25 protein-coding genes and 1 pseudogene are annotated in these 23,743 nt (G+C 70.5%); 14 read left to right on the top strand and 12 right to left on the bottom strand.

The window, feature by feature from the left end:
• Positions 1–37 precede the first annotated feature (37 nt).
• Positions 38–1,534, bottom strand: a complete 1,497-nt coding sequence (locus tag IH50_RS0130985; protein WP_030869719.1) for an IucA/IucC family protein — start codon at positions 1,532–1,534, stop codon at positions 38–40.
• 111 nt (positions 1,535–1,645) lie between these two features.
• Between IH50_RS0130985 and IH50_RS0130990 the strand changes: the two genes are divergently transcribed.
• From IH50_RS0130990 to IH50_RS0131000, 3 genes are read left to right on the top strand one after another with little or no spacing between them, the layout of a single operon-like run.
• Positions 1,646–3,169 carry an IucA/IucC family protein gene (locus tag IH50_RS0130990; RefSeq protein ID WP_030869720.1) on the top strand — a complete coding sequence of 508 codons (1,524 nt, stop codon included), beginning with the start codon at positions 1,646–1,648 and terminating at the stop codon, positions 3,167–3,169.
• 45 nt (positions 3,170–3,214) lie between these two features.
• Complete coding sequence (locus tag IH50_RS0130995; protein ID WP_030869722.1) at positions 3,215–4,489, top strand: VWA domain-containing protein; 1,275 nt, start codon at positions 3,215–3,217, stop codon at positions 4,487–4,489.
• Positions 4,489–5,286 (top strand): hypothetical protein, encoded by a 798-nt coding sequence (locus IH50_RS0131000; protein ID WP_030869724.1) that lies wholly within the window; start codon positions 4,489–4,491, stop codon positions 5,284–5,286. The genes IH50_RS0130995 and IH50_RS0131000 overlap by 1 nt, the downstream gene beginning before the upstream one ends.
• A gap of 57 nt (positions 5,287–5,343) precedes the next feature.
• On the opposite strand, the gene IH50_RS0131005 is transcribed toward IH50_RS0131000, so the two are convergent.
• Complete coding sequence (locus IH50_RS0131005; protein WP_030869725.1) at positions 5,344–5,970, bottom strand: winged helix-turn-helix transcriptional regulator; 627 nt, start codon at positions 5,968–5,970, stop codon at positions 5,344–5,346.
• Positions 5,971–6,053: 83 nt separating this feature from the next.
• On the opposite strand from IH50_RS0131005, the gene IH50_RS0131010 reads away from it, so the two are divergent.
• Positions 6,054–7,262 (top strand): pyridoxal phosphate-dependent aminotransferase, encoded by a 1,209-nt coding sequence (locus IH50_RS0131010; protein WP_030869727.1) that lies wholly within the window; start codon positions 6,054–6,056, stop codon positions 7,260–7,262.
• Positions 7,263–7,465: 203 nt separating this feature from the next.
• Entirely contained in the window at positions 7,466–7,831 is a 366-nt protein-coding gene (locus IH50_RS0131015) for a hypothetical protein (RefSeq protein WP_030869730.1), read from the top strand.
• On the opposite strand, the gene IH50_RS42820 is transcribed toward IH50_RS0131015, so the two are convergent.
• The 3 genes from IH50_RS42820 to IH50_RS0131030 all read right to left on the bottom strand — a co-directional run bounded on the left by IH50_RS42820 (position 7,798) and on the right by IH50_RS0131030 (position 9,996).
• Positions 7,798–8,580 (bottom strand): hypothetical protein, encoded by a 783-nt coding sequence (locus IH50_RS42820; protein WP_234328267.1) that lies wholly within the window; start codon positions 8,578–8,580, stop codon positions 7,798–7,800. The two genes, IH50_RS0131015 and IH50_RS42820, sit on opposite strands and share 34 nt — an antisense overlap.
• 229 nt (positions 8,581–8,809) lie before the next feature.
• Positions 8,810–9,256 carry a DUF6228 family protein gene (locus IH50_RS0131025; protein WP_324617158.1) on the bottom strand — a complete coding sequence of 149 codons (447 nt, stop codon included), beginning with the start codon at positions 9,254–9,256 and terminating at the stop codon, positions 8,810–8,812.
• Positions 9,257–9,444: 188 nt separating this feature from the next.
• The gene (locus IH50_RS0131030) at positions 9,445–9,996 is read right to left on the bottom strand and encodes a hypothetical protein (RefSeq protein ID WP_030869738.1); all 552 of its coding nucleotides are present in this window, start codon (positions 9,994–9,996) and stop codon (positions 9,445–9,447) included.
• Between the two features lie 290 nt (positions 9,997–10,286).
• On the opposite strand from IH50_RS0131030, the gene IH50_RS0131035 reads away from it, so the two are divergent.
• Positions 10,287–10,613 (top strand): hypothetical protein, encoded by a 327-nt coding sequence (locus tag IH50_RS0131035; RefSeq protein ID WP_030869740.1) that lies wholly within the window; start codon positions 10,287–10,289, stop codon positions 10,611–10,613.
• Between the two features lie 116 nt (positions 10,614–10,729).
• Here the strand turns inward: IH50_RS0131035 and IH50_RS0131040 are convergent, their stop codons facing one another.
• Complete coding sequence (locus IH50_RS0131040; protein ID WP_030869743.1) at positions 10,730–11,599, bottom strand: helix-turn-helix domain-containing protein; 870 nt, start codon at positions 11,597–11,599, stop codon at positions 10,730–10,732.
• Between the two features lie 210 nt (positions 11,600–11,809).
• On the opposite strand from IH50_RS0131040, the gene IH50_RS0131045 reads away from it, so the two are divergent.
• Both IH50_RS0131045 and IH50_RS42830 read left to right on the top strand, forming a co-directional pair.
• Positions 11,810–12,775 carry an MBL fold metallo-hydrolase gene (locus IH50_RS0131045; RefSeq protein WP_051767516.1) on the top strand — a complete coding sequence of 322 codons (966 nt, stop codon included), beginning with the start codon at positions 11,810–11,812 and terminating at the stop codon, positions 12,773–12,775.
• 811 nt (positions 12,776–13,586) lie between these two features.
• Entirely contained in the window at positions 13,587–13,904 is a 318-nt protein-coding gene (locus IH50_RS42830) for a hypothetical protein (RefSeq protein WP_234328268.1), read from the top strand.
• A 295-nt stretch (positions 13,905–14,199) separates the two neighbouring features.
• Here the strand turns inward: IH50_RS42830 and IH50_RS42170 are convergent, their stop codons facing one another.
• Positions 14,200–15,561: a hypothetical protein gene (locus IH50_RS42170; protein ID WP_199822171.1), complete on the bottom strand. Its 1,362-nt coding sequence runs from the start codon at positions 15,559–15,561 to the stop codon at positions 14,200–14,202.
• A gap of 917 nt (positions 15,562–16,478) precedes the next feature.
• Positions 16,479–17,384: an oxidoreductase gene (locus IH50_RS0131065; protein ID WP_030869749.1), complete on the bottom strand. Its 906-nt coding sequence runs from the start codon at positions 17,382–17,384 to the stop codon at positions 16,479–16,481.
• Between the two features lie 129 nt (positions 17,385–17,513).
• Between IH50_RS0131065 and IH50_RS0131070 the strand changes: the two genes are divergently transcribed.
• Positions 17,514–18,398, top strand: a complete 885-nt coding sequence (locus tag IH50_RS0131070; protein WP_030869751.1) for a helix-turn-helix transcriptional regulator — start codon at positions 17,514–17,516, stop codon at positions 18,396–18,398.
• Between the two features lie 11 nt (positions 18,399–18,409).
• Here the strand turns inward: IH50_RS0131070 and IH50_RS0131075 are convergent, their stop codons facing one another.
• The 3 genes from IH50_RS0131075 to IH50_RS0131085 all read right to left on the bottom strand — a co-directional run bounded on the left by IH50_RS0131075 (position 18,410) and on the right by IH50_RS0131085 (position 20,076).
• Positions 18,410–18,811, bottom strand: a complete 402-nt coding sequence (locus IH50_RS0131075; RefSeq protein ID WP_030869754.1) for a DUF5958 family protein — start codon at positions 18,809–18,811, stop codon at positions 18,410–18,412.
• A 2-nt stretch (positions 18,812–18,813) separates the two neighbouring features.
• On the bottom strand, positions 18,814–19,440 hold the full coding sequence (locus tag IH50_RS0131080) for a DUF6000 family protein (protein ID WP_030869757.1): 627 nt from the start codon (positions 19,438–19,440) through the stop codon (positions 18,814–18,816).
• Between the two features lie 180 nt (positions 19,441–19,620).
• Positions 19,621–20,076 (bottom strand): ATP-binding protein, encoded by a 456-nt coding sequence (locus IH50_RS0131085; RefSeq protein WP_030869760.1) that lies wholly within the window; start codon positions 20,074–20,076, stop codon positions 19,621–19,623.
• A 148-nt stretch (positions 20,077–20,224) separates the two neighbouring features.
• Between IH50_RS0131085 and IH50_RS0131090 the strand changes: the two genes are divergently transcribed.
• From IH50_RS0131090 to IH50_RS0131105, 4 genes are all read left to right on the top strand, one after another.
• Complete coding sequence (locus IH50_RS0131090; protein WP_030869763.1) at positions 20,225–21,055, top strand: helix-turn-helix domain-containing protein; 831 nt, start codon at positions 20,225–20,227, stop codon at positions 21,053–21,055.
• Positions 21,052–21,258 carry a DUF397 domain-containing protein gene (locus IH50_RS0131095; RefSeq protein WP_030869767.1) on the top strand — a complete coding sequence of 69 codons (207 nt, stop codon included), beginning with the start codon at positions 21,052–21,054 and terminating at the stop codon, positions 21,256–21,258. The genes IH50_RS0131090 and IH50_RS0131095 overlap by 4 nt, the downstream gene beginning before the upstream one ends.
• Positions 21,258–21,896: a hypothetical protein gene (locus tag IH50_RS0131100; protein ID WP_030869770.1), complete on the top strand. Its 639-nt coding sequence runs from the start codon at positions 21,258–21,260 to the stop codon at positions 21,894–21,896. Before IH50_RS0131095 ends, IH50_RS0131100 begins: the two co-directional genes overlap by 1 nt.
• Before the next feature lie 62 nt (positions 21,897–21,958).
• The gene (locus tag IH50_RS0131105) at positions 21,959–22,381 is read left to right on the top strand and encodes an acyl-CoA thioesterase (RefSeq protein ID WP_030869775.1); all 423 of its coding nucleotides are present in this window, start codon (positions 21,959–21,961) and stop codon (positions 22,379–22,381) included.
• A gap of 2 nt (positions 22,382–22,383) precedes the next feature.
• Here the strand turns inward: IH50_RS0131105 and IH50_RS0131110 are convergent.
• A pseudogene (locus IH50_RS0131110) lies at positions 22,384–22,626 on the bottom strand (winged helix-turn-helix transcriptional regulator); the annotation flags it as partial.
• Between the two features lie 218 nt (positions 22,627–22,844).
• On the opposite strand from IH50_RS0131110, the gene IH50_RS0131115 reads away from it, so the two are divergent.
• Positions 22,845–23,729 carry a lysozyme gene (locus IH50_RS0131115; protein WP_030869781.1) on the top strand — a complete coding sequence of 295 codons (885 nt, stop codon included), beginning with the start codon at positions 22,845–22,847 and terminating at the stop codon, positions 23,727–23,729.
• Positions 23,730–23,743: the final 14 nt, after the last annotated feature.

Below are 23,743 nucleotides of genomic sequence, written 5' to 3' on the forward strand. Positions count from 1 at the left end.
CCAGCGTACGGCAGGCCTTCCGCGGGCTCACCTGCCTTTACGGGCCGGCCAGTGGATTGGGCAGCGGCCGGTAGCGGGCGTCGGCGCCGTCCGCGCCGGTCCAGCGGAGCAGGAGGTTGGTCTTGGCCGGGAGAGTCGGGGCGGTGAGCAGGGCGGGGATCTCGGGGAGGTCGTGGCGGACCAGCTCGCGGCGGAGAGCGGGCCAGGGGTCGAGGCCGGGATGGTGGTCGGCGAGGGCGGCGGCGGTCTCCATGAGGTGGTTGACGACCAGGCAGTACACCAGGCGTTCCCAGCCCGCCTCCCTGGAGACCGCGGACAGCAGTTTCACGCCCTCCGCGTCCCGGTACAGGGCCCGTACCGGCATGCCGTCGGGGTCCATGGCGACGAGCGTGTTCTGCAGGTGGGCCTCCAGGACGACGCCGTGCCCGCCGAAGGCCGTCAGGGCCGGGGGGACCACCCGCGCCAGGTAGGCCTCCCACCAGGGTCCCGGGTCGGGGGTGGCGGCCAGGGGGTTGCCGTCGAAGCCCTCCACCAGGGCGGCGGCCAGGTAGGGGGTCGCGCCGGGCGGGAGGTGGTCGCGCAGGCCGTCGCGGACGACCACGGCCAGTTGTTCGTGGGCGAAGTCCGCGGTGCGGTGGCCCCGGTCGCTCTGCCAGGCCGCGTCGGACCCGGCGAAGGCGTCGCGTACGGCCGTGTCGGTCGTACGGAGTCTCAGCAGGTCGTGGCGCCACAGCCGGCGGATGTCGTTGGTGATGCGCACGTCCAGGCTGAACTTCAGGAACAGGTCGCGCTCGGGCGCGTACACGGTGCGGACCGCCGCCGTGGGCCACACCGGGAACGGGGTCGTGCCCAGCCGGATCAGACGGCCGTCGGCGAAGGCGGGGGCGAGGTCACGGGCCGCGAGGTCCAGCTGCCAGGGGTGGGCGGGCAGCAGGCGGTAGCCGGGCGGTGCGGTGCCCAGGCGGTCGAGGGCCGCGGTGTCCCCCTCGTCCACGACCGTGTCCGCGCGCAGCCCCAGCAGCGCCAGTGGGAAGCGGGCGTGCGCCTCGGGCGCGTACGGCAGCCAGGCCGCCGCGGGGCCGCCGCCGCGTGCCTTGGGGGCGGGGTGGTGGGTGTGGCCGGTGACGAGGGCCTGCTCGGAGCGCAGATACGGGTCGTCGGGCGGGGTGGCCCGGGCGCGGGCGGCGAGCAGCGCGGCCACCGCCTCCCGGCTGTCGAGCATCTCGGCGGGCAGTTCGTGGTTGGGCAGGCCGGTGTGCCGGCGCAGCTCCTCGGCGACGAGTTTCACCAGCTCCGTGTGGCCGAGGCGGTGCCAGGCGCCCGCCGCGTGGACCTCGGGTCCGGTGGGGCGCCGGGTGCCGCGCACCCGCAGCAGGCGGTCCGTGCCGGGCAGGCGGTACGTCGAATACGCCCCCGCCCCCGTCCCCGAGCCCGTCCCCGTTCCCGGAACGGGCCGGGCCACTTCGCGCAGCAGGCAGTTCAGCAGCGGCACCGCCGCGTACGCGTCGGCGTCGTCGTCCGCGGGCGGGGGCATGGGATCCACGCGTTCCTCTGGTCCTTACGGTCTGTCCTGACGGGGACGATCAGTATGTCTGCCATCGTCCACCCATACGCCCCGCCCCGCGCGTCACCGAGGAGCCCGCCCGTGCACCGTCCCCCCACCGCCGAGGCCGAGACCGCCGACGAGTTGGCCGTCGTACGGCCCTCTCTCGTGCCCCGGTACACCGACGCGCTGCCCGGCGCCCGCGCGGCCGTGCTGACCCGGCTGTGGCGTGGTCTCGCGTACGACCCGCTGCCGTGGGTCGTGCGGCGGGAGACGCGGCGCGACGGGCTCGGCCTGCGGCTCGCGGACGGGCGGTGGCTGCGCGGCCCGCGGGCGGATCCGTACGCGACCACCGCGTACGTCACGGACGTACGGCTGGACGAGGCGGTGCACGACGATCCGGCGCGGCTGATGGCGGAGCTGGCCGTGCCGCACGCGGAGGTGTTCGCCGCCGAACTCGGGCACAGCGTCGCGTCGTTGGCGTTGTCACGGGCGGGGCAGCCGGATCACCCGCGGGAGTGGCCCGTGCGGGACTGGCAGTGGGAGCGGCGGGTGGTCGACGGGCATCCGTTCCACCCCAACTGCCGTTCCCGGCCCGGTTTCTCGGTGGCCGAGCAGCTCGCCTACGGACCCGAGCACGGGCCGGTGGTGGAGCTGGGGCTGCTGCCCGTGCCGGAGGACGGGTGCCTGGTGTCGGGGGTGTGGCCGGGGTGGCTGCGGGAGCCGGGGCGGGTGGTGGTCCCGGTGCATCCCTGGCAGGCGGCGCACGTGCTGAAGCGGACGGGTGAGGGGCGGCCGGCGGCGCACCCGCTGACGGCGCATCCACTGATGGCGCTGCGCACCCTCGCGCTGCCGGACGGGCCGCACGTCAAGACGGCGCTGAGCGCCCGGCTGACGTCCTCGGTGCGGGACATCTCGCTCGGCTCGGTGGCCGCGTCGGCGGCGCTGTCGGACTTCGGGGAGGCGGTGGCGGCGCGCACCGACGGGCTGCTGCACGTCACCCGCACGCTGGGCGCGGTGGCGGCCGGGTCGCCCGATCTGGCGGCGGTGCTGCGCGAGTCGCCGGAGGTGTACGCGGCGCCCGGGGAGCGGGTCGTCCCGGTGGCGGCGCTGGCGGTCACCGGGCTGCCGGACTCCCCCGCCTGGTCGAGCCGGTTCGCGCGGCTCGCGCTCACGGTCGGGCTGCGGCTGCTGGAGCTGGGGGTGGCCCTGGAGGCGCACGGCCAGAACCTGCTCGTGGTGCTGGCGCCGGACGGGGATCCGGTACGGCTGGTCTACCGCGATCTGGCCGATCTGCGGATCGCTCCCGCCCGCCTCGCCCGGCACGGTGTCCCGCTCCCCGACGAGCTGCCCGCGCGCATGGTCACGGACGACGAACGCACCCTGCGGCGCAAGCTGTTCGGTTCGCTGGTGGCCGGCGCGCTGGCGGGGACGGCGGGGTCGGGGCCGGCGCTGCGTGCGGCCCTGGAGGGTGCCGTACGGGATCTGCCGCGCACCCCGGACCTGACCGCCCTGCTCGACGGCCCGCTGCCGGCGAAGGCGCTGACGCTGATGCGGCTGTCACCGCGGGCGCCGGGGGACCAGTGGGCGGAGCTGCCCAACCCGCTCCGGTACGGGTCCCCGTGACATCTCGTTTTGGAGCACGGCACTCCTGATCAATAGGATCCGCCGATGATCAGAAGAAAACGGCCGGTGGCAGGCGCCTGTGCCCTGCTCGCCGCACTGACGGCCGGGCTCGCCTTCCCGGCCGGGGCGGCCGCCGGTGAACCCACGGGTCAGGACGCCCCCAAGGTGAACCTGGTCCTCGATGTGAGCGGCTCGATGCGGGCCAAGGACATCGACGGCCAGTCCCGGATGGCGGCGGCGAAGCAGGCGTTCAACGAGGTGCTGGACGCGACGCCGGAGGAGGTCGAGCTCGGCATCCGCACACTCGGCGCGAACTACCCCGGCGACGACCGCAAGGAAGGCTGCAAGGACACCGCTCAGCTCTACCCGGTCGGCCCGCTGGACCGCACCGAGGCCAAGACGGCGGTGGCCACCCTCGTCCCGACGGGCTGGACCCCGATCGGCCCCGCCCTGCTGAAGGCGGCCGACGACCTCGACGGCGGCAACGGCTCCAAGCGGATCGTGCTGATCAGCGACGGCGAGGACACCTGCGCCCCGCTCGACCCGTGCGAGGTGGCCCGGGAGATCGCGGCCAGGGGCATCGGCCTGACCATCGACACCCTCGGCCTGGTCCCGAACGCCAAGCTGAGCCAACAGCTCAGCTGCATCGCCGAGGCGACCGGCGGGACGTACACCTCGGTCGAGCACCAGGACGAGCTCACCGACCGGGTGAACGAGCTGGTGGACCGCGCGGCCGAGCCCGTGGTGACGCCGGTGGCCACCGAGGGCGCCGGCTCGTGCGCCAAGGCGCCGGTGCTCGAGTCCGGCCTCTACACCGACCGTGAGGAGTTCGGGCAGCAGCGCTGGTACCGCGTGGAGCTGCTCGCCGGGCAGGAGCTGCGCGCCTCGGTGAGCGTGGCGGCGGACCGCGCCGTACGCCCGGACTACGGCGTGCTGCTGCGGGCCGTCACGGTGCACGGCCGGGAGCTCGTACGCGGCGAGGCGACCGGCAACGGCCGTACGGACGTGCTGTCCACCGGGCTGCGCCACCCGAAGCCCGAACAGGACGACGACGACAGCGACAAGCCCGCCGCCGAGACCGTGTGCCTGGCGGTGACCAACTCCTTCTCGGCGGACGCCGGGGTGAAGACCACGCCCGGTCTCCCACTGGAGCTGACGGTCGACGTCGTGGACGGCCCGGACGACGCGGCCGACGTGGCCTCCTTCGGTCTCGGCCGGGGCTGGTGGCTGCTCGGCGCACTGATCCTCACCGGCTTCCTCGCCGGTCTCGTCTGGGGCTGGCTGTCACGCTGGCGGGTCGCCGTCTGGAGGACCAACTGATGCGCGCCGTACGGATACTGAGTGCCGCCCTCCTGACCCTCGGGCTGGCCGCCGCCCCCGCCGCGGCCGACTCCTCCCCCTCCCCGAGCGCGTCCGGCGACGACGGGGCGCCCACCCGCGCGGGCACCTCGTTCCGCACGGCGACGGAGGTCGAACAGGGACAGACCGCCACCGCGCGCGCCTCCACCGGCGACTACCTGTACTGGTCGTTCCCGGCGGACGCCGGGCAGCGCCCCACCGTCCGCGCGACGGTGAAGCTGCCGGAGAGCCACGCGGCCGAGACCTGGCAGATCGACGTGTACGACGGTCTGCGCCGCCGCCAGGCCTGCCAGTACGGCGCACAGACCCGCACCGCCGGGACGGACACGCCCTCCGTGGAGCTGGAGTGCGTGCTGCGCACGGTCCGCGCCTGGTCGGAGCCGTGGGCCAACGACCCGCTGCCGGGCACGTACTACGTCCGGCTCACGGCGCTGCGGCTGTCCACGTCCGACCTGGGCCAGCCGGTGAACGCCGAACTGCGGGTCGAGTCCGAGGACATGGGCGGCGCGGCGGCGGTGGACGGCGCGCTGTCCGAACCGCTGGTGCCGGGCATCGCCGCCCGGGCCGACTCCGACGAGGAGGAGGACTCGGCGGTCCTGGCCGCCCTGGAGCCCGAGGACGGCTGGACCTCCGGCTGGTGGTCCGACCGCTGGGTGTGGACGGCGGCGGGCGGCGCCCTGGCCGCCCTGGCGGGTGTCGCCGGCTACCGGCTGACGCGGGGATCCGGGCGTCCGCCCGGAGTGCCGCCGACCGCGTGACACGTCGTGGAAGGCCCGCCCCGTGCGGGCCTTCCGCCTTTTCCTCTCACGTTCCTCTCACGTCTCCCGCAGCGCCTTGGCGAGCGTGCCCTCGCCCGTCACCCCGACCCGTCCCGCGCGGACCGCGTCGGCCAGGGTCAGTTCGCCGCGGCCGATCGCCGTACAGGTGGCGGTGTCCAGGGAGAGCAGGGCGTCGGGCTCCCCGGGGGCGGGGCCGTCGCCGTACACAGGACCGTCCTCGGCGCCGACCCGCAGGTGGAACATCCCCTCGTCCAGGCAGACTTCGACGAGGCCCTCGCCCTCCAGGGCGCGCAGCAGGGGCAGCGCGAACCAGTGGGCGCGCACCGCGTCCGTGGGCCGCCGCTCGCCCAGTTCGCCCTCGCCCCAGGCGCCGAGGGCCTGGAGCACGGGCAGCAACGCGCTTCCGCGCGCCGTGAGTTCGTACACGTACGCCGCGCCGGGCGGGGGCAGCCGACGGCGGGTGGTGAGGCCGTCGCGCTCCATGTCCTTGAGCCGGGAGGCCAGTACGTCCGTGCTGACACCGGGCAGGTCCGCGTGCAGGTCGGTGTAACGGCGCGGCCCCGCGAGGAGTTCCCGGACGATCAGCAGGGTCCAGCGGTCGCCGACGACGTCGAGCGCGCGGGCTGCGGAACAGTACTGGTCGTAGCTTCGGCGTGGTGACATGCGACGCAGTCTAGACATGTTGTTGGACTTTCCAAGCTCCTACTTGGTAAAACCAAGCAACACCACGTGAGGGGAAGCGGCGCATGGAGTTCCGGCAGTCGAGCAAGCTCAGCGAGGTCTGTTACGAGATCCGCGGTCCGGTGATCGAGCACGCCAACGCGCTGGAGGAGGCGGGGCACAGCGTGCTGCGCCTGAACACCGGCAATCCGGCCCTGTTCGGTTTCGAGGCGCCGGAGGAGATCGTCCAGGACATGATCCGGATGCTTCCCCGGGCCCACGGCTACACCGACTCGCGGGGCATCCTGTCCGCCCGCCGCGCGGTCGCCCAGCGCTACCAGACCCTGGGCCTGGAGGTCGACGTCGACGACGTCTTCCTCGGCAACGGCGTCTCCGAGCTGATCTCGATGGCCGTACAGGCCCTGCTGGAGGACGGCGACGAAGTCCTCATCCCGGCGCCGGACTTCCCCCTGTGGACCGCGGTGACGAACCTCGCGGGCGGCAAGGCGGTCCACTACCTCTGCGACGAACAGGCCGACTGGTACCCGGACCTGGACGACATGGCCGCGAAGATCACGGACCGCACCAAGGCCGTGGTCGTCATCAACCCCAACAACCCCACCGGCGCGGTCTACCCGAAGGAGATCGTCGAGGGCATCCTCGACCTGGCCCGCCGCCACGGCCTGATGGTCCTCGCCGACGAGATCTACGACCAGATCCTCTACGACGACGCCGTGCACCACTCGGCCGCCGCGCTCGCCCCCGACCTGGTCGTCCTCACCTTCTGCGGCCTGTCCAAGACCTACCGCGTGGCGGGCTTCCGCTCCGGCTGGATGGTGGTCACCGGCCCCAAGCAGCACGCGAAGGACTACCTGGAGGGCCTGACCATGCTGGCCTCCATGCGGCTGTGCGCCAACGCGCCCGCCCAGTACGCCATCCAGGCCGCCCTCGGCGGCCGGCAGTCCATCCTCGAACTGACCGCACCCGGCGGCCGGCTGCGTGAACAGCGGGACGTGGCCTGGGAGAAGCTGAACGAGATCCCCGGCGTGAGCTGCGTGAAGCCGAAGGGCGCGCTGTACGCGTTCGCGCGGCTGGACCCCGCGGTGCACAAGATCCACGACGACGAGAAGTTCGTCCTCGACCTGCTCCTGAGGGAGAAGATCCAGGTCGTCCAGGGCACCGGCTTCAACTGGCCCTCCCCCGACCACTTCCGCATCCTCACCCTCCCCCACACGGACGTCCTGGAGACGGCGATCGGCCGCATCGGACGGTTCCTGAGCGGGTACCGGCAGTAAATCTCTTTCATCCTGTGCGGTCGCAGGTCAACAGGGTGTGGACGGCTTGAACAGTACGGTTGACGCGTCAGGTTGAGCACTGGGCTCCACTCAGTGCTCGCCAGGACTTCAACCGGGCGAAGGCACGTTCGTCTTCGAGGCCACCGTCCTGATCGCCGCGATCGGCGAACGGCTGTGCCCCCGTCCTGTCACTCGCCCATGCCATGCCGGCCGCCACCAGGCGCAGCGAAGAGGGGAGAGCGCAGATGGCGGCTCGGTTCTGCGTGGCGGACAGCGAGAACGGCGACCGCATCGACGACCCGTCCGAGGACGCCTTGTTCATGATGATCAGCGACCTCAACGACTCCGACAACACCTTCGTGGTCGTCCAGCCCGACGAGGACGATCCCGTCTGGTTCGTGTCAGTGGCCGTGCTCGACGAAGGCGACTACGAGGTCGTTCGCCGCGACACCACCCGCAACGAGCACGAGGTGACCACCTCGACCAGCATCAACGACATCGCCCACGACCTGACCATCTGGATGGCCGCCCGCAGTCACCCCGAACGACCGTCCCAGCAGGACACCTGAGTCAGGGGGCGGTGGAGTGCTACTTCCACACGAGCGGAGAACTGGCCTACGTACGCGTCGACGGGCGACTCGGCCCTCAGGTGAGCTGCGAGGGAATCCGGCTCATCGGCCGTGTACCGTCGCAGCTCGCGCAGGAAATGGAAGCCCACGCGATCAAGCACGACACCGGCCTGCGGTTTAGTCCCAGCGGCGACATCTCCTGCGACGGCTTCCAGCTTGAAATCGGCGCCCAGCGCGCCGGCGACCGCATCATCTCCTCGGCCTTGTTCTTCGTCGCGGGCGACGACCAGTCCGTTATGCGAGACAGCGCACCTGACGCGGTCTGGCACCGTTGACGCCGTTCGCGTCCGGTGGACCACCCCGCCAGGACCAGCGACATAGGACAGGCCACCGCCGTTCGAGCCGATGATCAGGCCACCGGCCTTGTCCGCGCCGACATCGACAGCACCGTACTGCTTGAACCGTAGAAGGACATCACCCGCCGGGTCGACGAAGTAGCCGTTGCCGACGTCCGCCCAGGTGACGTCGCCGATGTTGTCGTAGAAGGTGACCAGGTCGGCAGGGACGATGCCGGCCTGGGCAAGCGTGCGAGCTGCGGCCTGGTCGGCATAGTCGGCCAGCCGGACCTCATTGGCTCCCGGGGGAAAGCCGTGTCGGCGTTCGAACTCGTCCGTCATCGCCTCCAGGGCCTCCGAAACCCTGCTCGCCCAGGAGGCCAGCCAGGTGGGCGAAAGTGAGTGGTCACTCATGAGGCCGGATCATGGCACGGACCGCGGACATCCATGGGGCACCCAGCAGTAGGTGCCCAGACCAGTAGGTGGTCGAGAGGACATTCCCCTGGCTGCACGGCTTCCAACGTATGCGAATCCGTGGGGAACGCCGGACCGACATCCACGAAGCGTTTCTCAACCTCGTCTGCTGATCGACAACTTGGCGTGCTGTACCGGCCGTGGACGACTGCCGAGCTGCCTCCGTCCACTACAGCGGGTCGGACTCCAGGAAGCTTCGCATCTCGATGGCAAGGCGGCGCATGTCTTCTCCAGGAGCATGGATGGTCGTCATCTCGAAATGCCACTCGTCGTCGGGGAGGCGGTCATGCAGCCCCCACGTCAACCGGACGTGTGATCCCGCGTGCTCGGCAGCCAGTGTCAGGTCATTCTCAAGAGAGCGCCAGGTCCTGGTGCCGTTCCATCCTCGGAACCTCTCTGCCAGTTCGGCAAGGAAGACATCGAGGCCATCACCGTCCCAGGTCCTCACCATGACCTCGATCCGCGCCGACTCACCTTGAGCTGTCACGAGGAAGTCGCGCATCAGGTCATCACGCTCCTCCGGGAAGGAACGTGTCAGCCGGTGGAAGCGCAGGCTGATCGTTCGATACCGGTCACCTCCGACGCGGACGACCGGGTTGGTCTCATCTTCCTCCATCACGTATGCAGCCTATGGGCGCGAGACCCCGTGCAACCAGGAGTTTTGTCTCCCTCCTGCCTGACACCGGTCTTCGGAGGAAGTCAAACGCAGTCTCGACTCAGTCATTCCGTTAGGAGCTGCAAAAGGGCTGTCCCGCAAAAACCCTGGCTCCGAGCACGAAGCAACCTGAAGAGCCGGCTAGGCACTCAGCCGGTGGTTCGTGAGGTGTTCAGGGGACCGGCGAAGTCGGCGAGCGTGCGGAAGTCGTTCTCCCGCAGGCCGGTCCGCGGGTTGACGTGGTGCAGGAGCCCGGGCCCTTGATGGTGGGCGGTCACGTACGTGTGATCCAGCTCACTCTGCTCGTCGTCCACCCAGGCGAAAGGACGACCGCCTGCGTAGGCCACCAGCGGCCCGGTCTTCCAGTGGACTCCATCAGGGCGTTCCTGGAACAGGACGTCGCCGAAGTCGACGAAGGGAAGTTCCGGAAGGCCGAGGACCGGCGCGATCCACCGGTTGGCGTCGTCCATCCATGTGGTGGCCCAGCACAGCTCGAAGCCGAGCTGGAGCAGGCTTCGTCCGTGCTCCGGGTTGAGCCAGACACGTAGAGGGCGCCGTCGGGACGAGAGGCCCCTGTCGTCCTCATGAGCGTTGCTCCGGGGGACTCTGAGTGTGGTGTAGCCGTCGGGACGCCTCTCCGGCTGGGCCGCGTAAGGGTTGAGCGGCCCGTCCACATCGAGGAACAGCAGCGGTCGGTTCACGGTTTCCCCCGGGTCTCACTCACTGTGGACTGCCCCGATCAGCGTAGCTGTGGGATTGTCCCGACATTGGGCCGGCCTGAGTGATGATCATGGTGTGGCGGGTGTGATCACGGCATCGGAGCCGTCTTGGACAGCCCCGTTCGCGGGGCTGAGCCCGCGCGAAAGCCACCCCGTGGACCAGGTGGATTGTGATGCGGTACGCGCGTCGTGTCGTCGAGCAGGGCGAGCCCAAAAAGCCTGGGTCCGGGGTGCCAGGAACCGCCGGCGGGGCGATCGCGTCGGATCAAGGCATGCGAGAAGAGAGACAGGGCTGTGCGGGCATCCTCCTGGCGGCCGTGGGGGCCGTCGTGGCGGTGCTCGTCTGGGCGCCGAGGGCGCGGGTCAGTATTCACGGGGGCTTCGAGGGCATGCACCGGGACCTGAGCGTCCTCTACGTCGACCTCCCGCTCATCGCCGCCGGCGGCGCACTCGTCCCGCTCGCCGCCTGGCTGCTCGGCCTGCGCACACTGCGCCGCCCGTGGCTCGCGGCCGTGCTCGCGGCGGGTGCGCTCGGGCTCGGGATCTGGGGACTGCTCAGCTGGTGGACGCCTTACGAACGGCCCGAGTTCACGGGGTAGGCGCCCCCGCCGAAGTCACCGGGAGGGCAAGGTTTCGACGGCGGCGCGGATGTCGTGTCAGCCCGGCGGAGTGCGGGTGCGTCCGGGGTCCCGCGGATCCCGCAGGACGCCGCACCTCATCCGCGCGCCTCGCCGAAGCCGCGTGCCTGTCGCAGCATCGTCAGCGCCGCGGAGGAGGCGGATGCGGGCTCCGCGGTGAAGGTGACGAGGGACTGGTGCGGTTCCTGCGGGACGTGGAACGTCTGTTGTGTGACGGTCAGGTCCCCGACGACCGGATGGGCCAGGTCGTAGACGTCGCGGCCGCAGGGCTCGACGGTGTGTTCGGCCCACAGCGAGGCGAACTCGGTGCTGTGAATCGCCAGTTCGCCGACCAGCGCGGCGAGGCAGCCGTCATCGGGGTTGCGGGCCGTCATGATGCGCAGGTTGCCGACCACGGCGCGGGCCTTGGCGGGCCAGTCGCGGTAGAGGGCGCGGGTGTGCGCGTCCAGGAAGACCAGCCGGGACATGTTGGGCCGGGTGTCCGTGTCGTCGGGCGAGGCGATGTCCAGGTGGCCGGCGAGCAGAGCGTGCCCGGCTCCGTTCCAGGCGAGCACGTCGTTGCGGCGGCCCATGACGAGCGCGGGCACGTCGCCCATGGCGGCCAGCAGCGTCCGCAGATCGGCGGAGGCGTGCTCCTCGGGAGGCGTCACCGGTCCGCTCCGGTGACTCGCCGTCGTCGACAGGACGTGCAGGTGTTCCCGCTCGGCCGGGGTAAGTCGCAGGGCGGTCGCGATCGCGTCGAGGACCTCGGCCGAGGCGTTGAGCGACTGGCCCTGTTCGAGCCTGGTGTAGTAGCCGGCGCTGACCCCCGCCAGCATCGCGAGTTCCTCCCGGCGCAGCCCGGGCACCCGGCGCCGGTCCCCGTACCGGGGCAGGCCGACATCGTCCGGGCCCAGTCGCGCCCGCCGCGCCATCAGGAACTCACCGAGCGGTGATCTGCGGTCCATGACGGCAAGTATGCGCGGCGGCCGGGTCCGTCGCCTGCACCTGTCAGGGGTAGGCAGGAGCGGGTCTGGTCACCCGGGTGCGGGGCCCTCAGAGTCGATCACACGGATCACGGCACAAGCGCCCTCCGTATCCGTCCCACCCGCCGTCCACGACGCCGCCGGACGCATCGCGAACCGGCCCCGCGCGTCGCACTCGAACGAGGGAGACACATGCCCACCGCCCCACCCGCGCCGCTCTCGCCCACGGAGGCGACCGCCTCCACGGCACCCCAGGTCACCACGATCCGACTGGGCGACGTCGAGATCACCCGCGTCATCGAGTTCTCGGACATCTCGCCGATGACGACCGATGTGTTCTTCCCCGGCAGCAAGCCCGAGGAATGGCAACGCCACGCCGCACTGCTGGACCCGGACCACTGGGACGCCCGCACCGACCTGACACGCGTCGCCACCCAGTCCTGGGTGCTGCGCAGCGAGGGCAGGGTCATCCTGATCGACACCGGTGCGGGCAACGGCAAGTACCGCCCGCTGCAACCGATCTGGTCCTACCTGAACACGAACTACCTGGAGAACCTCGCCGCGGCCGGCGTCCAGCCGAAGGACGTCGACCTCGTCGTCAACACCCATCTCCACGACGACCACGTCGGCTGGAACACCCGGCTCGACGGACGCGACTGGGTCCCCACCTTCCCCCACGCGACCTACCTCATGCCGCGGCCCGACGTCGAGTACTGGCACCCGGAGAACCTGCACAACACCGTGTTCGGCCGGGGGAACCAGAACGTCTACGAGGACAGCATCGACCCCGTGATCGAGGCCGGGCTCGTCAAGACCTGGGACGACTCCTACGTCATCGACTCCAACCTCCGGCTCGAACCGGCCCCCGGGCACACTCCCGGCTCCTCGGTCATCCACCTCGAATCCGGAGGCGACCGCGCGGTCTTCGCCGGTGACCTGATGCACGGCGCGATCCAGATCCACGAACCCCACCTCAACAGCTGCTTCGAGGAGGACGAGAACACCGCCCGCGCCAGCCGGGCGCGGATGTTCGCCTACGCCGCCGACCACAACGCCCTCGTACTGCCCGCCCATCTGCCCGGCCACGGCGCCTTCGAGATCCGGCGCGAGGGCACCGGGTTCGGCCTCTCCCGCTGGGCGCCCTTCTCCCGCACCTAGCGCATCACCGGCATCAGCGGCCCGTAGGCCCTCCGACCGGCAGCGACCCGGGCGGCCGGCGCAACCGCCTCTGTCAGTGGAGGGCACTACGGTGCCGGGGTGACTGATCTCGAAGTAGTGGCACGTGCGTCGGTCAGCGGTGCACGCGCTTTTGAGCACGTGATATGCCACCCCCGGCTTCCGCTGGCGGCCTGCTCGGACTCCGAGCGTCCGGCCGTTCACGTCTGGGACTGCGGTGGGGGGCGACTCCGCGAGCTCGGCTCCGTGAGCCTCTCGCCGGCCCCCTATGAAGGCGCCTTGGGGTGGGACAGGGAGAAGCGGACGCCCGCCGTGGCGTGGCATCCGGACCGGCCACTGCTCGCCGTGGCAGGAGAGGGAGCTCGGACGCCCTTGATCTCGCTTCCGGAAAGGTCGGTGCCGGACGCCCGTGGGACACGGGGGTCGCCGAGCATCCCGGCGGCGGGCTCGTCGCCACGCTCGCCAGCAACCAGGGGGCCACGTACTGCTTTTTCGCGCGCGTCGGCCAGGAGACCGCGCCTGCCGTGATGCGGCCGCTCCGCCGGGCGTTGATCCTGGACTGCGACGGCTACCAGGCTCCGCTCTTCAGCGCGGACGGACGCCATATGGTGATCCGCGGCAACGCCTACGAACACTCGGTGGAGGTCTTCGAGTTCCCCTCACTGCGCCGGACTCTGGCCACCACCCTGGGCGACCCCTGCCCTCCTTACCCGTACCCGCAGGACTGGCTCGACCAGATGAAAGCCTGGTCGCGTCACAACATCGCCTTCGGAACCCGACCGGGCGTGCTGTGGTGGCCGCCACCGCGACCGGCGAGCTTCTCGTCGCCGGTAGCGAGGGAGAACTGGTGCTCTTGTCCGTGCCGACCGGTTCCGCGCCGACCGGCGCCACAAGCAGGGACGTCGCGAGGGCCGCGGCCGTGGAGTTCTCGGAGACCACCACCGAGATCCCGGACGACGACGCCGAGTTGGAGACGCACCTTGTCGTGACCGACGGCACCCGCACATGGGAAGCGGACGATCTTGCGACAGTGACCGCGGCCGACGCAACGGATCCGACCTGGCTCCGTATTCAGGCCGCCCTCAACAAGGCACGCGCCGAGAGCGAGTAGACCATGGAACGCGATGCGCCGTCCGCGTCGGCGGTGCGTCGGGCCGGGGCTACGACCAGACGAGCCGGCCTCCGGCTGCCTCGCAGACCGGCTGGTCCGGAGGATCACATCCCTCAGGCGTGGCGCGGTTCGCGTACAGCTTCTCCATCGCCCTGACGCCCAGGAAGAAGCTCCCCTCGTCCGGGAGCCGACGGCCGACCACAACTGGTCGGCCTCGGCATGCCCGTCTTCACCGCCCCCGCACCGCCGTCTCCGCGAGAACCGGGAAAACCCGGGGCCTGGGCCTCTCGTGGCGTCACAAGCCGGCAGCGGTGAGGATCCGGTACATCTGGGTCGGCTGCAGCACAGAGTTGGCAGCGGCGTCGTCGGCTACCTGGGGGTCCGGGTCACCGAGCAGCCGCTCCAGCAACCCGTCCGTGATGTTGGGGTGACGGGCGACCCCGCGACGCAGGAAGGGCTCGGCAGCGGCGGCGAGTCGCTGAAGGTGTGGAAGGGGCAGTTCCGGGTCCTCCAGGGCGAGGTAGCGCACGTTCGGGCTTGGCTCGTCGACGAACGTGCGCAGCGCGTCGCGAGGGAAGTTGGGGTGGTCGACGAGCAGCGGTCGGATGTGCAGTACGTCGCCGTGGACGCGGACCAGCCCTTCCAAAACCTCCGGTGGTGTGTTCGGCCGACGGGCGGCAGCACGGCGGACTACGAGCTCCGGGTCGTCGTCCAGCTGACGCCATGCCTCTTCAGGCAGGTCGCGGCAGGAGGCCAGTACGCGCCGGAATGTTGTGTGCCGGCAGTCCAGATAGCTCATCCGTTCGTCGAGAGGCGCTTCGCGCAGCCAGTCCAGTTCGGCGAAGTTCCAGCTCAGAGCCACTTCCGCCTCGATGCTCCCGTCCGCGCGTTCGGCTTCTACGAGCGCATACAGTCGATCCCGGGTTTCGGCGTCCACATGCCGACTTTGCGCAATCGCGACCCGCACGAGCGGGTCGTCGAGGCCCAGGAGTTGGGCGACCATCTCTGCCGTCAGATGAGGGTTACCGGCGACAGCCTGATGGAGTTCCTTTTCCTTGTGCCGCATGAGCTGCGCAAACTGCTCCAATGTGAGTGGGGCATAGCGCGCCACGTTAACGCGAACCGCAGGGTCGGCAAGGCAACGCTCCCTCCACTCGGGCGGGACACCCGGATTCCTGCGCTCGGTGGCGGCTGCACGGACCTGCGGGTCCGGGTCTGCGAGTAGTTCCACTTGCACGGCGAGAGGCCGGTCGTACCAGGCTCGTGCGACCGCGGCACGCAGGCTCGGACTCTGCGTGCCGGCGAGCATCACCCGAGGCTGACCGTAGGCTTCCTCCAGGTCGTCGATACCGATCTGCACCTTGCGGTTGACCATGTCGCGGACAAAGTCTGTGAACGCGTTGCGGATCGCCGGATCGGGATGTTCGGCAATCCTGCGGCGCATCTCCGGGGAGATGCGGTCCCCGTGAAGGCCCACCGCGGTATTGCAGTCGCCGTGCGTCAGCAGAGCATCGACAACGGCGTCCTCCAGCCGCCCGCGACGCTGCGATATCCCGTGTCGGCCGGCCTTGTGTGCAGCCAGACGTACCAGGACATCCTGAGGAGCCGACGGGTTCCGTCCCAGCCCGGAGAGTTGGGGGTGATCAAGGCTTGTCATGCACTCAACCTAGTCGGGCCGCTGCGTGCCGGCCTTCCATCGATCCTTGGCCCGGAAAAGCGAGCTCGGCTCCGTGAGCCTCTCGTCGGCCCCCTATGAAGGCGCCTTGGGGTGGGACAGGGAGAAGCGGACGCCCGCCGTGGCGTGGCATCCGGACCGGCCACTGCTCGCCGTGGCAGGAGAGGTTCGAGTTCCCCTCACTGCGCCGGGTACTGGCCACCACCCTCGGCGATCCCTGCCCTCCTTACCCGTACCCGCAGGACTGGCTCGACCAGATGAAAGCCTGGTCGCGTCACAACATCGCCTTCGGAACCCGACCGGGCGTGCTGTGGCGAAATAGTCAGCCAGGGTGTCGTACTCCCCCACGACCGTGATCTCACCCACGGTCCACCTGCCGATGCGTCCGTCCCGCGCGTCGATGAACTTCCCCGTCCAGCCGTCCTGGTCCGACAGGAACGGGATCCACTCGTTGCGCCAGAACGGGTTCTCCGGCTGGTCCGGAGGATCACATCCCTCAGGCGTGGCGCGGTTCGCGTACAGCTTCTCCATCGCCCTGACGCCCAGGAAGAAGCTCCCCTCGTCCGGGACGCGAGCATCTCTTCCGTCGCGGGCCCGGGCAGATCCGCGTGATCGGCCGGAGCGTGCTGCCGGAGAAGACGCATCACCCGGGACCAGCTCTCCACGGCACTCATCCCCCCACTGTCCCTTCGGCCGGCTCGTCGACGCCCGTCACCCTAGCGGCACTTCGCACCACACCGTCTCGGTGTACGGGTCTCCCCACATCGGAGTGCGGCTGATCAGTCGACTGCTCTCCGACCGTTCCCGAGGACGGAGCGGGAGTGGGTCCTGTTGTCAGGGCCCGCTCCCGTTCCGTCGAACGCCCCGACGGCTCGCGGTCCTTCCAAAGCGGCGACGGCTCACAGGTAGCGGACGCCCGTCAGCTCCTCGGCCGCCGCCCAGAGCCGCCTGCCCACGGCCGGATCGGCCGCCTCCCGGCTGAGCCGGGCCTCGGTGACCCGGCCGCGGGTCTCCCCCACCCCGGACGGCCCGAAGAACTGGCCGCCCCGCACACCGGGATCGGTCGCGGCGCGCAGTTGCGGCAGCGCGCCCCGCTCCACCGGCTGCGTGACCAGCAGGCCGGCCCGCGCGATCACCTGTCCGAGCCGGCCACGGTGCTCCCAGGCACGCGGAGTCAGGTTGGTGCGGGTGAGGCCGGGGTGGGCCAGTGTGCTGATGACGGGTGATCCGGTGGCGCGCAGGCGCCGGTCCAGCTCGACGCCGAAGACGGTGGTGGCGAGCTTGGACCGGCCGTAGGCGGGAGCGGCCCGGTAGTCCCGCTCGGACATCAGGTCGTCGAAGTCGAGGTGCGCGTTCTTGTGGGTGATCGAGCTGAGACCGACCACCCGGGCTTCCCTCGCCGCGGCCAGCCGGTCGAGCAGCAGTCCGGTCAGCGCGAAGTGCCCCAGCATGTTGGTGCCGAGGTGCAGCTCGAAGCCGTCGGCGGTGGTGCGGCGCGGGCCGAGCAGGACCAGGCCGGCGTTGTTGACCAGCAGGTCGACCGCCGGGTGGTCGGCGGCCAGCTTCGCGGCGAACGCGTGGACGGAGTCGAGCGAGGCCAGGTCCAGCTCGCGCACCTCCGTGTCACCGCCGATCCGGCGGGCGGCCTCCGCACCGGCGGCGGTGTCGCGGACCGCGAGCACGACGCGGGCGCCCCGGCGGGCCAGCTCGGTGGCGGTGACCAGGCCGAGGCCCGAGTTCGCGCCGGTCACGACGGCGGTCCGGCCGGTCTGGTCGGGGATGCGGTCGGCGGTCCATCCGGCCATCTGCTGCTCCTGGGGTGTCGACGGGTGGACCTACGACGCTAGGAGCGGTACGGGCCGATTCGGTCGTTCTCGTTTCCCTAGGTCTGCGGGACCTACCTTGGGTGCTCACCGGGAAGGCACACTTGCGGCATGACCCATCCGTACGCCCGTGAGCTCGGTGATTTCCTGCGCGCCCGGCGCGACCGGCTGCATCCGCGGGACGTGGGTCTGGAGCCGGGCGGCCGGCGCAAGGTCACCGGGCTGCGGCGCGAGGAGCTGGCCTTGCTGGCCGGGCTGAGCACCGACTACTACCAGCGGATGGAGCAGGGCCGGGAGGTACGCCCGTCCGACGACGTCCTGGACGCGCTGGCCGGGGCGCTCGGTCTCGACGAGGCGGAACGCAGGCACCTGTTCGGTCTGGCCCGTGCCGCCCGCCGGCCGGTGCCCGCCCGGCCGGACCGCCGTCCGGAGAGGGTTCCGGACAGCACCCGGCGGCTGCTGCGGGTCATGGACACCCCGGCGGTCGTGCTCGGCCGCCACCTCGACCTGCTCGCCTGGAACCCGATGGCAGAGGTGCTGCTCGGCAGCCCGGACGGTTACCCGCCCGACCGGCTCAACATGCTCCTCCTGCTGTTCGACGACACGCGGACCGGCGAGCGGAGCTGCCCGGACTGGGAGCGGCAGGCCCTGGAGTACATCGGCATGATGCGCGCCGCCGTCGCCACCGACCCCACCCATCCGCGCGCCACCGCGATCATCGGCGAACTGAGCATCCGCAGCGCCGAGTTCCGGCGGCTGTGGGCCCGGCACGACGTACGGGCCTCGGTCAGCGGCACCAAGACCTTCCGGGTCCCCGAGGTCGGTGACGTCGTCCTGGACTGGGACACCTATCCGCTGCCCGGCGAACCCGGTCCGTTCATGCTGGTCTTCACCGCCGAGCCGGGCAGCGCCGACGCGGACCGGCTGCACCTCCTGGCGTCGCTGCGCGCGACCCGCTCGAACCGGAAGACGCCACCACCGGCCACCTCACACTGAGCCCATCGTCCTCACCCGTCGGCGACGGGCAGGTTGTGCCACCAGTGGCCGCATCCGCCGGAGCAGAAGCGTTCGCGGCGCCGTTCGTCTGCGACCGCGAGGACCTCGACCAGTAGCCGGAACGCCTTGCGTCGTTCGTCGACAGGGGTGAGGCCGGCGATCTTCCCCAGTTGCTGGTCGATCGGGCCGCAGGTGATCAAGACCGCCGGGGTGTGCGTCGGGCGCAGCCCGGCACGTCGGATGCTCTCCGGTCCGTCTTCGGTGACGGCGCGCGCCTGCACGCAGTGGTGGCGCAGGAACAGGAGTATCTCGGCCTGCTCCTCCGGGCTGCGGGTGTCGAACCACTCGATGCCCTGTGACATCGGGCGCAGTCCTTGGGCGAGTTCGTTGAGGATGATGTCCCGCTCGGTCATGATCAGCTCCCGCAGGCCAGCGAGGCGAAGACCTCAGCGGTCTCGTCGACGAAAGCGCACAGTTGCCCAACGGCCTGCCGACAGTCATGCGGGTCGAGAGCCGCCACGGCCCGGACTTCGAGCCATCGGTCCCAGGGACCGGCCGGGGCAAGGAACCGTGTCGTGTACTCGGAGCCGAGAATCTCATCGAGGTACAGAAGCGTCCCAAGGACGACTGCCTGGTCGTAGTCGAGGTCGGGACGCGACAAGTAGTGATCAAGGTATGCGCTGAGCAGTTCGGCATCCGCTGCAGTACCGAACTTCGCAAGGGCGACGCAGTATGCCGCGCCCGCATACGGCCCCTCGCTGGCCAGCAGGAGCCGACCTATGAGCTCGCGGAACTCGGACCTGTGGGCCACAGCAACCAGCCAGGCGGCAGTCTTGCGCTCGCGCCATCCACCCTCAAAGAGGACGCCGAGCTCCGCCGGAGTGATTTCGTACGCAGCCTGAGCCAGATCCCGCACAAACGCGGAGCGCTCAACCGCGCTCAACCGGAAAACGCTCCCGCCCAACCGAAGATATCGCCGATCAGGCGTGACGAACCGCCGAACCAGCTCCTGCAACTCGGGATCGCTCCGGACATCACGCATAGCCGCATCCTGCCCGGGACGGTACTCACGTGCCACAGGTTTGCCGACTGCCTCAACGGACCGTAGTTACTGGTTCAGAGAAGCGTGGGTCCACTGTCCCTCCCCGGTGACGAGGAGGACCACCGCATCTCCGCGATCTGGAGCTGGGAAGGGAACCGCAGGAACTCCTGACCCCGCCGCTCAGCACAGGGCGACCTCGCACCACACCGTCTTGGTGTACGGGTCTCCGGCGGTCGTGCCCCAATGGGACGACAGGGCCTCGACCAGAAGGAGGCCGCGGCCGGACTCCGTGTCGGGTTCGGCGGGGGCGAGCGCGCCGGAGGTCGGGGGGTGGTGGTCCGGGCGGGCGTCCGTGACTTCGATACGGAGCGTGGCGTCCTTCGGGTGCAGGGTCAGGCGCAGGGCGAAGTCACGGCCCCGTACCCGCCCGTGCCGTACGGCGTTCGTGGCGAGTTCGACCACGAGCAGGGACGCCGTGCGGTTGGCCTCGGTGTCGTACGGCCAGCCCCACGATGCCAGTTGTTCGGCCGTCAGGTGACGGGCGAGCCGGGCGCCCCGGGTGGTGGCCGAGAGGTGGATGCGGAAGTGGCGGACGGGTCCGGTGTGTTCGTCCACGGGGGCGATCTCGACGTTCATGTCACTCAGCGTGGTCACTTGGATCCGCCGTGAACAGTCCCGGCGGCCGGACCCGGGAGCGCCGTACGGGAACTGTCCGGGCTTGTCCGGGTCGTGACGCGTGACGTCCCGCGCCTGCCGTGTGTTGAACCCACGGAGGTGTGGGGCCATGAGTGTGGAGCCTTACGGCGCGGACGAGGAGTCGGCGGCCGTGCTGCGGACCGTCGGCAAGGTCATCAAGATGTGCCGGGAGCGGGAGGGCATGACCCAGGCCGGTCTCGCCACGGCCATCAGGTACAGCGAGGAGCAGGTGTCGTCCGTCGAGCGCGGGCGCAGGGCTCCGGCGGAGGAGTTCCTGGAGGCGGCGGACCGGGTGCTCGAAGCGGGCGGTTTGATCGCGGGGCTGAAGAAAGAGGTGGAGAGGGCCCGGTTCCCCAAGAAAGTACGGGACTTGGCCAAGCTGGAGGCGGAGGCCGTGGAGATCTGCGCCTATGACAACTCCGTCATCAACGGGCTCCTGCAGACCGAGGAGTACCTGCGGGCAGTGTTCGGGTCGCGGCGTCCAGCGTTCTCCGAGGAGGAGGTGGACCGGCTTGTCACCGCGCGACTGGCACGCCAGGAAGTCATCGAGAGCAAGCAGACGAACCTGTCCTTCAGCTTCGTGCATGATGAGGCTGCACTACGGAGGCGGGTCGGGGGCAGAATGGTGCTGCGCCGACAGCTCGAACGACTGTTGGAGATCGGACAGAAGCGGAACGTGGAGATCCAGGTCCTTCCTCTGGATCGCGAGGACAACGCCGGTCTCGGCGGCCCCTTCCACCTGCTGCGGCTCAAGGAGGGCGCCACGGTGGCACACAACGAGGTTCAGCGGACCAGCCGACTGATCTCGGAGAGGAAGGAGATCCAGATCTTGGAGCTGCGGTACGGAGTCATCCGGGCCCAGGCCCTCCCGCCACGTGAGTCGCTGGCCTTCGTCGAGAAAGTCCTTGGAGAGACATGAGTGTGAAGCCCCCGACCAGTGACGGCACCGAGCTGGCGTGGTTCAAGAGCAGCTACAGCACCGACGACGGACCCGCCTGCGTCGAGGTCGCCCTCACCCCCGGAACGATCCACGTCCGCGACTCGAAGCACATACAAGGGCCCCGTCTCGCCTTCGCCCCCCACCACTGGGCCGCCTTCCTCCCTTACGCCTCCGGACGATGATGACCCGACCGCTCACCGCCGCGCAGCGCCGCATCGTCGACGCCGCCGACCCCGGTACCGGACGGCTGCGGGGTACGCCCGCACAGCTCGCCACGCTGGTGAAGCGCGGGCTCGCCTTCCGGCATCCGAGGCCGCCGCACGATCACTTCCTGACCCCGGCGGGACACCGGGCGCGCGAAGCGGAGACGGTGGAGGCGGAGGCGGCGCCCGAGCCGGTCAAGGCACCGGACGCGACCGGGGTGTTCGCCGCGCGTACCGGCGGCGAGCCCGCCGCGCCCGTGTCGGGCCCCGCCCGGCTGCGGGAGGTGCGCGGTGCCTGGCAGGGGATGCTGGAGCTGCGCCGGATGACCAATCCCGACGGTGCGACCGACCGGCCGTGCGGCTGGGAGCGTTCGCATCTGGTGCAGGCCGCCGCGCTGGCCCTGGAGGCCGCCGGACATCGCCCGGCCGGTGACGGTGAGGGCGGTTACCGGGTCCGCGAGACCCCGCAGCCGGAGGCGGTCGCCGTGTACGAGCCGGACGGCACCGCGCTGCGGGCCTGTGCGGCCACGCTGGAGGGGGCCGGCTGGCAGGTCGGGGAGTACACGGAGCCGAGGACCCGGGCGCGCTATCTGCTGGCCTCCCCGCGCCGGGTGTGAGGGGCGTGCCAGGATCGGTGGGTGATGCACCGGACCGAGCAGGCGTGAAGGGGACAGACACCGTGAGCGAGCCGTTTTCCGTCCGGGTGACCGTGCGCGGATACGAGACCGACGTGCAGGGGCACCTCAACCAGGCCGTGTACCTCAACTACGCCGAGCACGCGCGCTGGTCGCTGCTCCAGGAGGCGGGGATCAGCCAGTCCGGGCTCATCTCCCAGGGCGTGGGGCCGGTCGCCCTGGAGACCACCATCCGTTACAGGCGGGAGCTGCTCGCCGGTGACGAGGCCGACGTGAGCTGTACCTTCACCTGGAGCGGCGGCAAGGTCTTCACCATCGAGCAGACGATCACCAAGGCCGACGGCACCGTGGCGGCCGAGATCACGGCGGTCGGCGGGCTGATGGACCTCAAGCGGCGCAAGCTCGTGCCGGATCCGCGGGACGTCTTCCGGGACCTGGCGAAGGACCCGGGCCTGCTCGGGCTGTAGTCCTACGCGTCGGCGGGTTCGCGGGCGTGCTCGGTGTCGTAGGCCGCCCGCGACTCGGCGATGTGGACCCGGTGGCGCTCGGCCCAGTCCGTCAGCCGCAGCAGTGTCTCGTGCAGTTCGCGGGCCACCGGTGTGAGTTCGTACTCCACTTTCGGCGGCACCGTCGCGTGGACCGTACGGCTGACCAGACCGTCGCGTTCCAGGTTGCGCAGGGTGAGGGTCAGCATGCGCCGGCTGAGGCTTTCACCCGCTGAAAGTTTCCGCCGCCCGGTTCCCGGGTTTCCAGGTCATCCGCTCCTACAGTGGACCAGACCACCAGAGGAAACCGGAGGCCCTTTACACCCGCGGAGTCCACGTGCGTAACTAATGACGCGCGCACGTCAAAAGGTACGGATCTGCCCAGGTGGCAGCGGCCGGCGTCACCTCCTTCGCTCATCCCCACATGTGTCAGGAGGCAGTCCCCATGTTCTCTGTCCCCCGTCCCTTGACCGGCCCCCGCAGACGGGTCGCCACGGCGCTCGGCGTCCTCGGTGCCGCGCTCGCGCTGACGGCCACCACCGCGGGCGGCGCGACCGCCGCCCCGGAGCCCGACCGGGACCGTGTCCGCGTGGAACCCGGCGAGGCGTACATGGGCGTGGGCACCCGTATCCACGAGGGCGGCCCGGCCGGCGCACCGTCATCGGGCGCCCTCGCCCCCACCGGCGGCGTCCAGGGCATCGACGTCTCGCACTGGCAGGGCGCCGTCAACTGGGCCTCGGTCCGGGGCGCCGGCATCCAGTTCGCCTGGATCAAGGCGACCGAGGGCACCACCTACAAGGACGACCGGTTCAACAGCAACTACCCCGCCGCGTACAACGCGGGCGTGATCCGGGGCGCGTACCACTTCGCGCGCCCCGATGTCTCCAGCGGCGCCACCCAGGCGAACTACTTCGTCAACAACGGCGGCGGCTGGTCGCGCGACAACCTCACCCTGCCCGGCGTCCTGGACATCGAGCACAACCCGTACGGGGCCATGTGCTACGGCCTGTCCACCACGCAGATGCGCACCTGGATCAACGACTTCTACACCACGTACAAGTCGCGCACGAGCCGCGATGCCGTCATCTACACGACGGCGAGCTGGTGGAACACCTGCACCGGCAACTGGACCGGCATGTCCGCCAAGAGCCCGCTGTGGGTGGCGCACTGGACCTCGGCGGCGTCGCCGACCATCCCCAGTGGTTTCCCCACCTGGACGGTGTGGCAGTACACCAGCACCGGTTCGGTCTCCGGTGTCGCCGGCAACGTGGACCGCAACCAGTTCAACGGCTCCCGCGACCGGCTGCTGGCGCTCGCCAACAACACCTGACGCGCGATCACGCG

Source organism: Streptomyces sp. NRRL S-37 (assembly GCF_000721605.1).
Classification (GTDB): Bacteria; Actinomycetota; Actinomycetes; order Streptomycetales; family Streptomycetaceae; genus Streptomyces.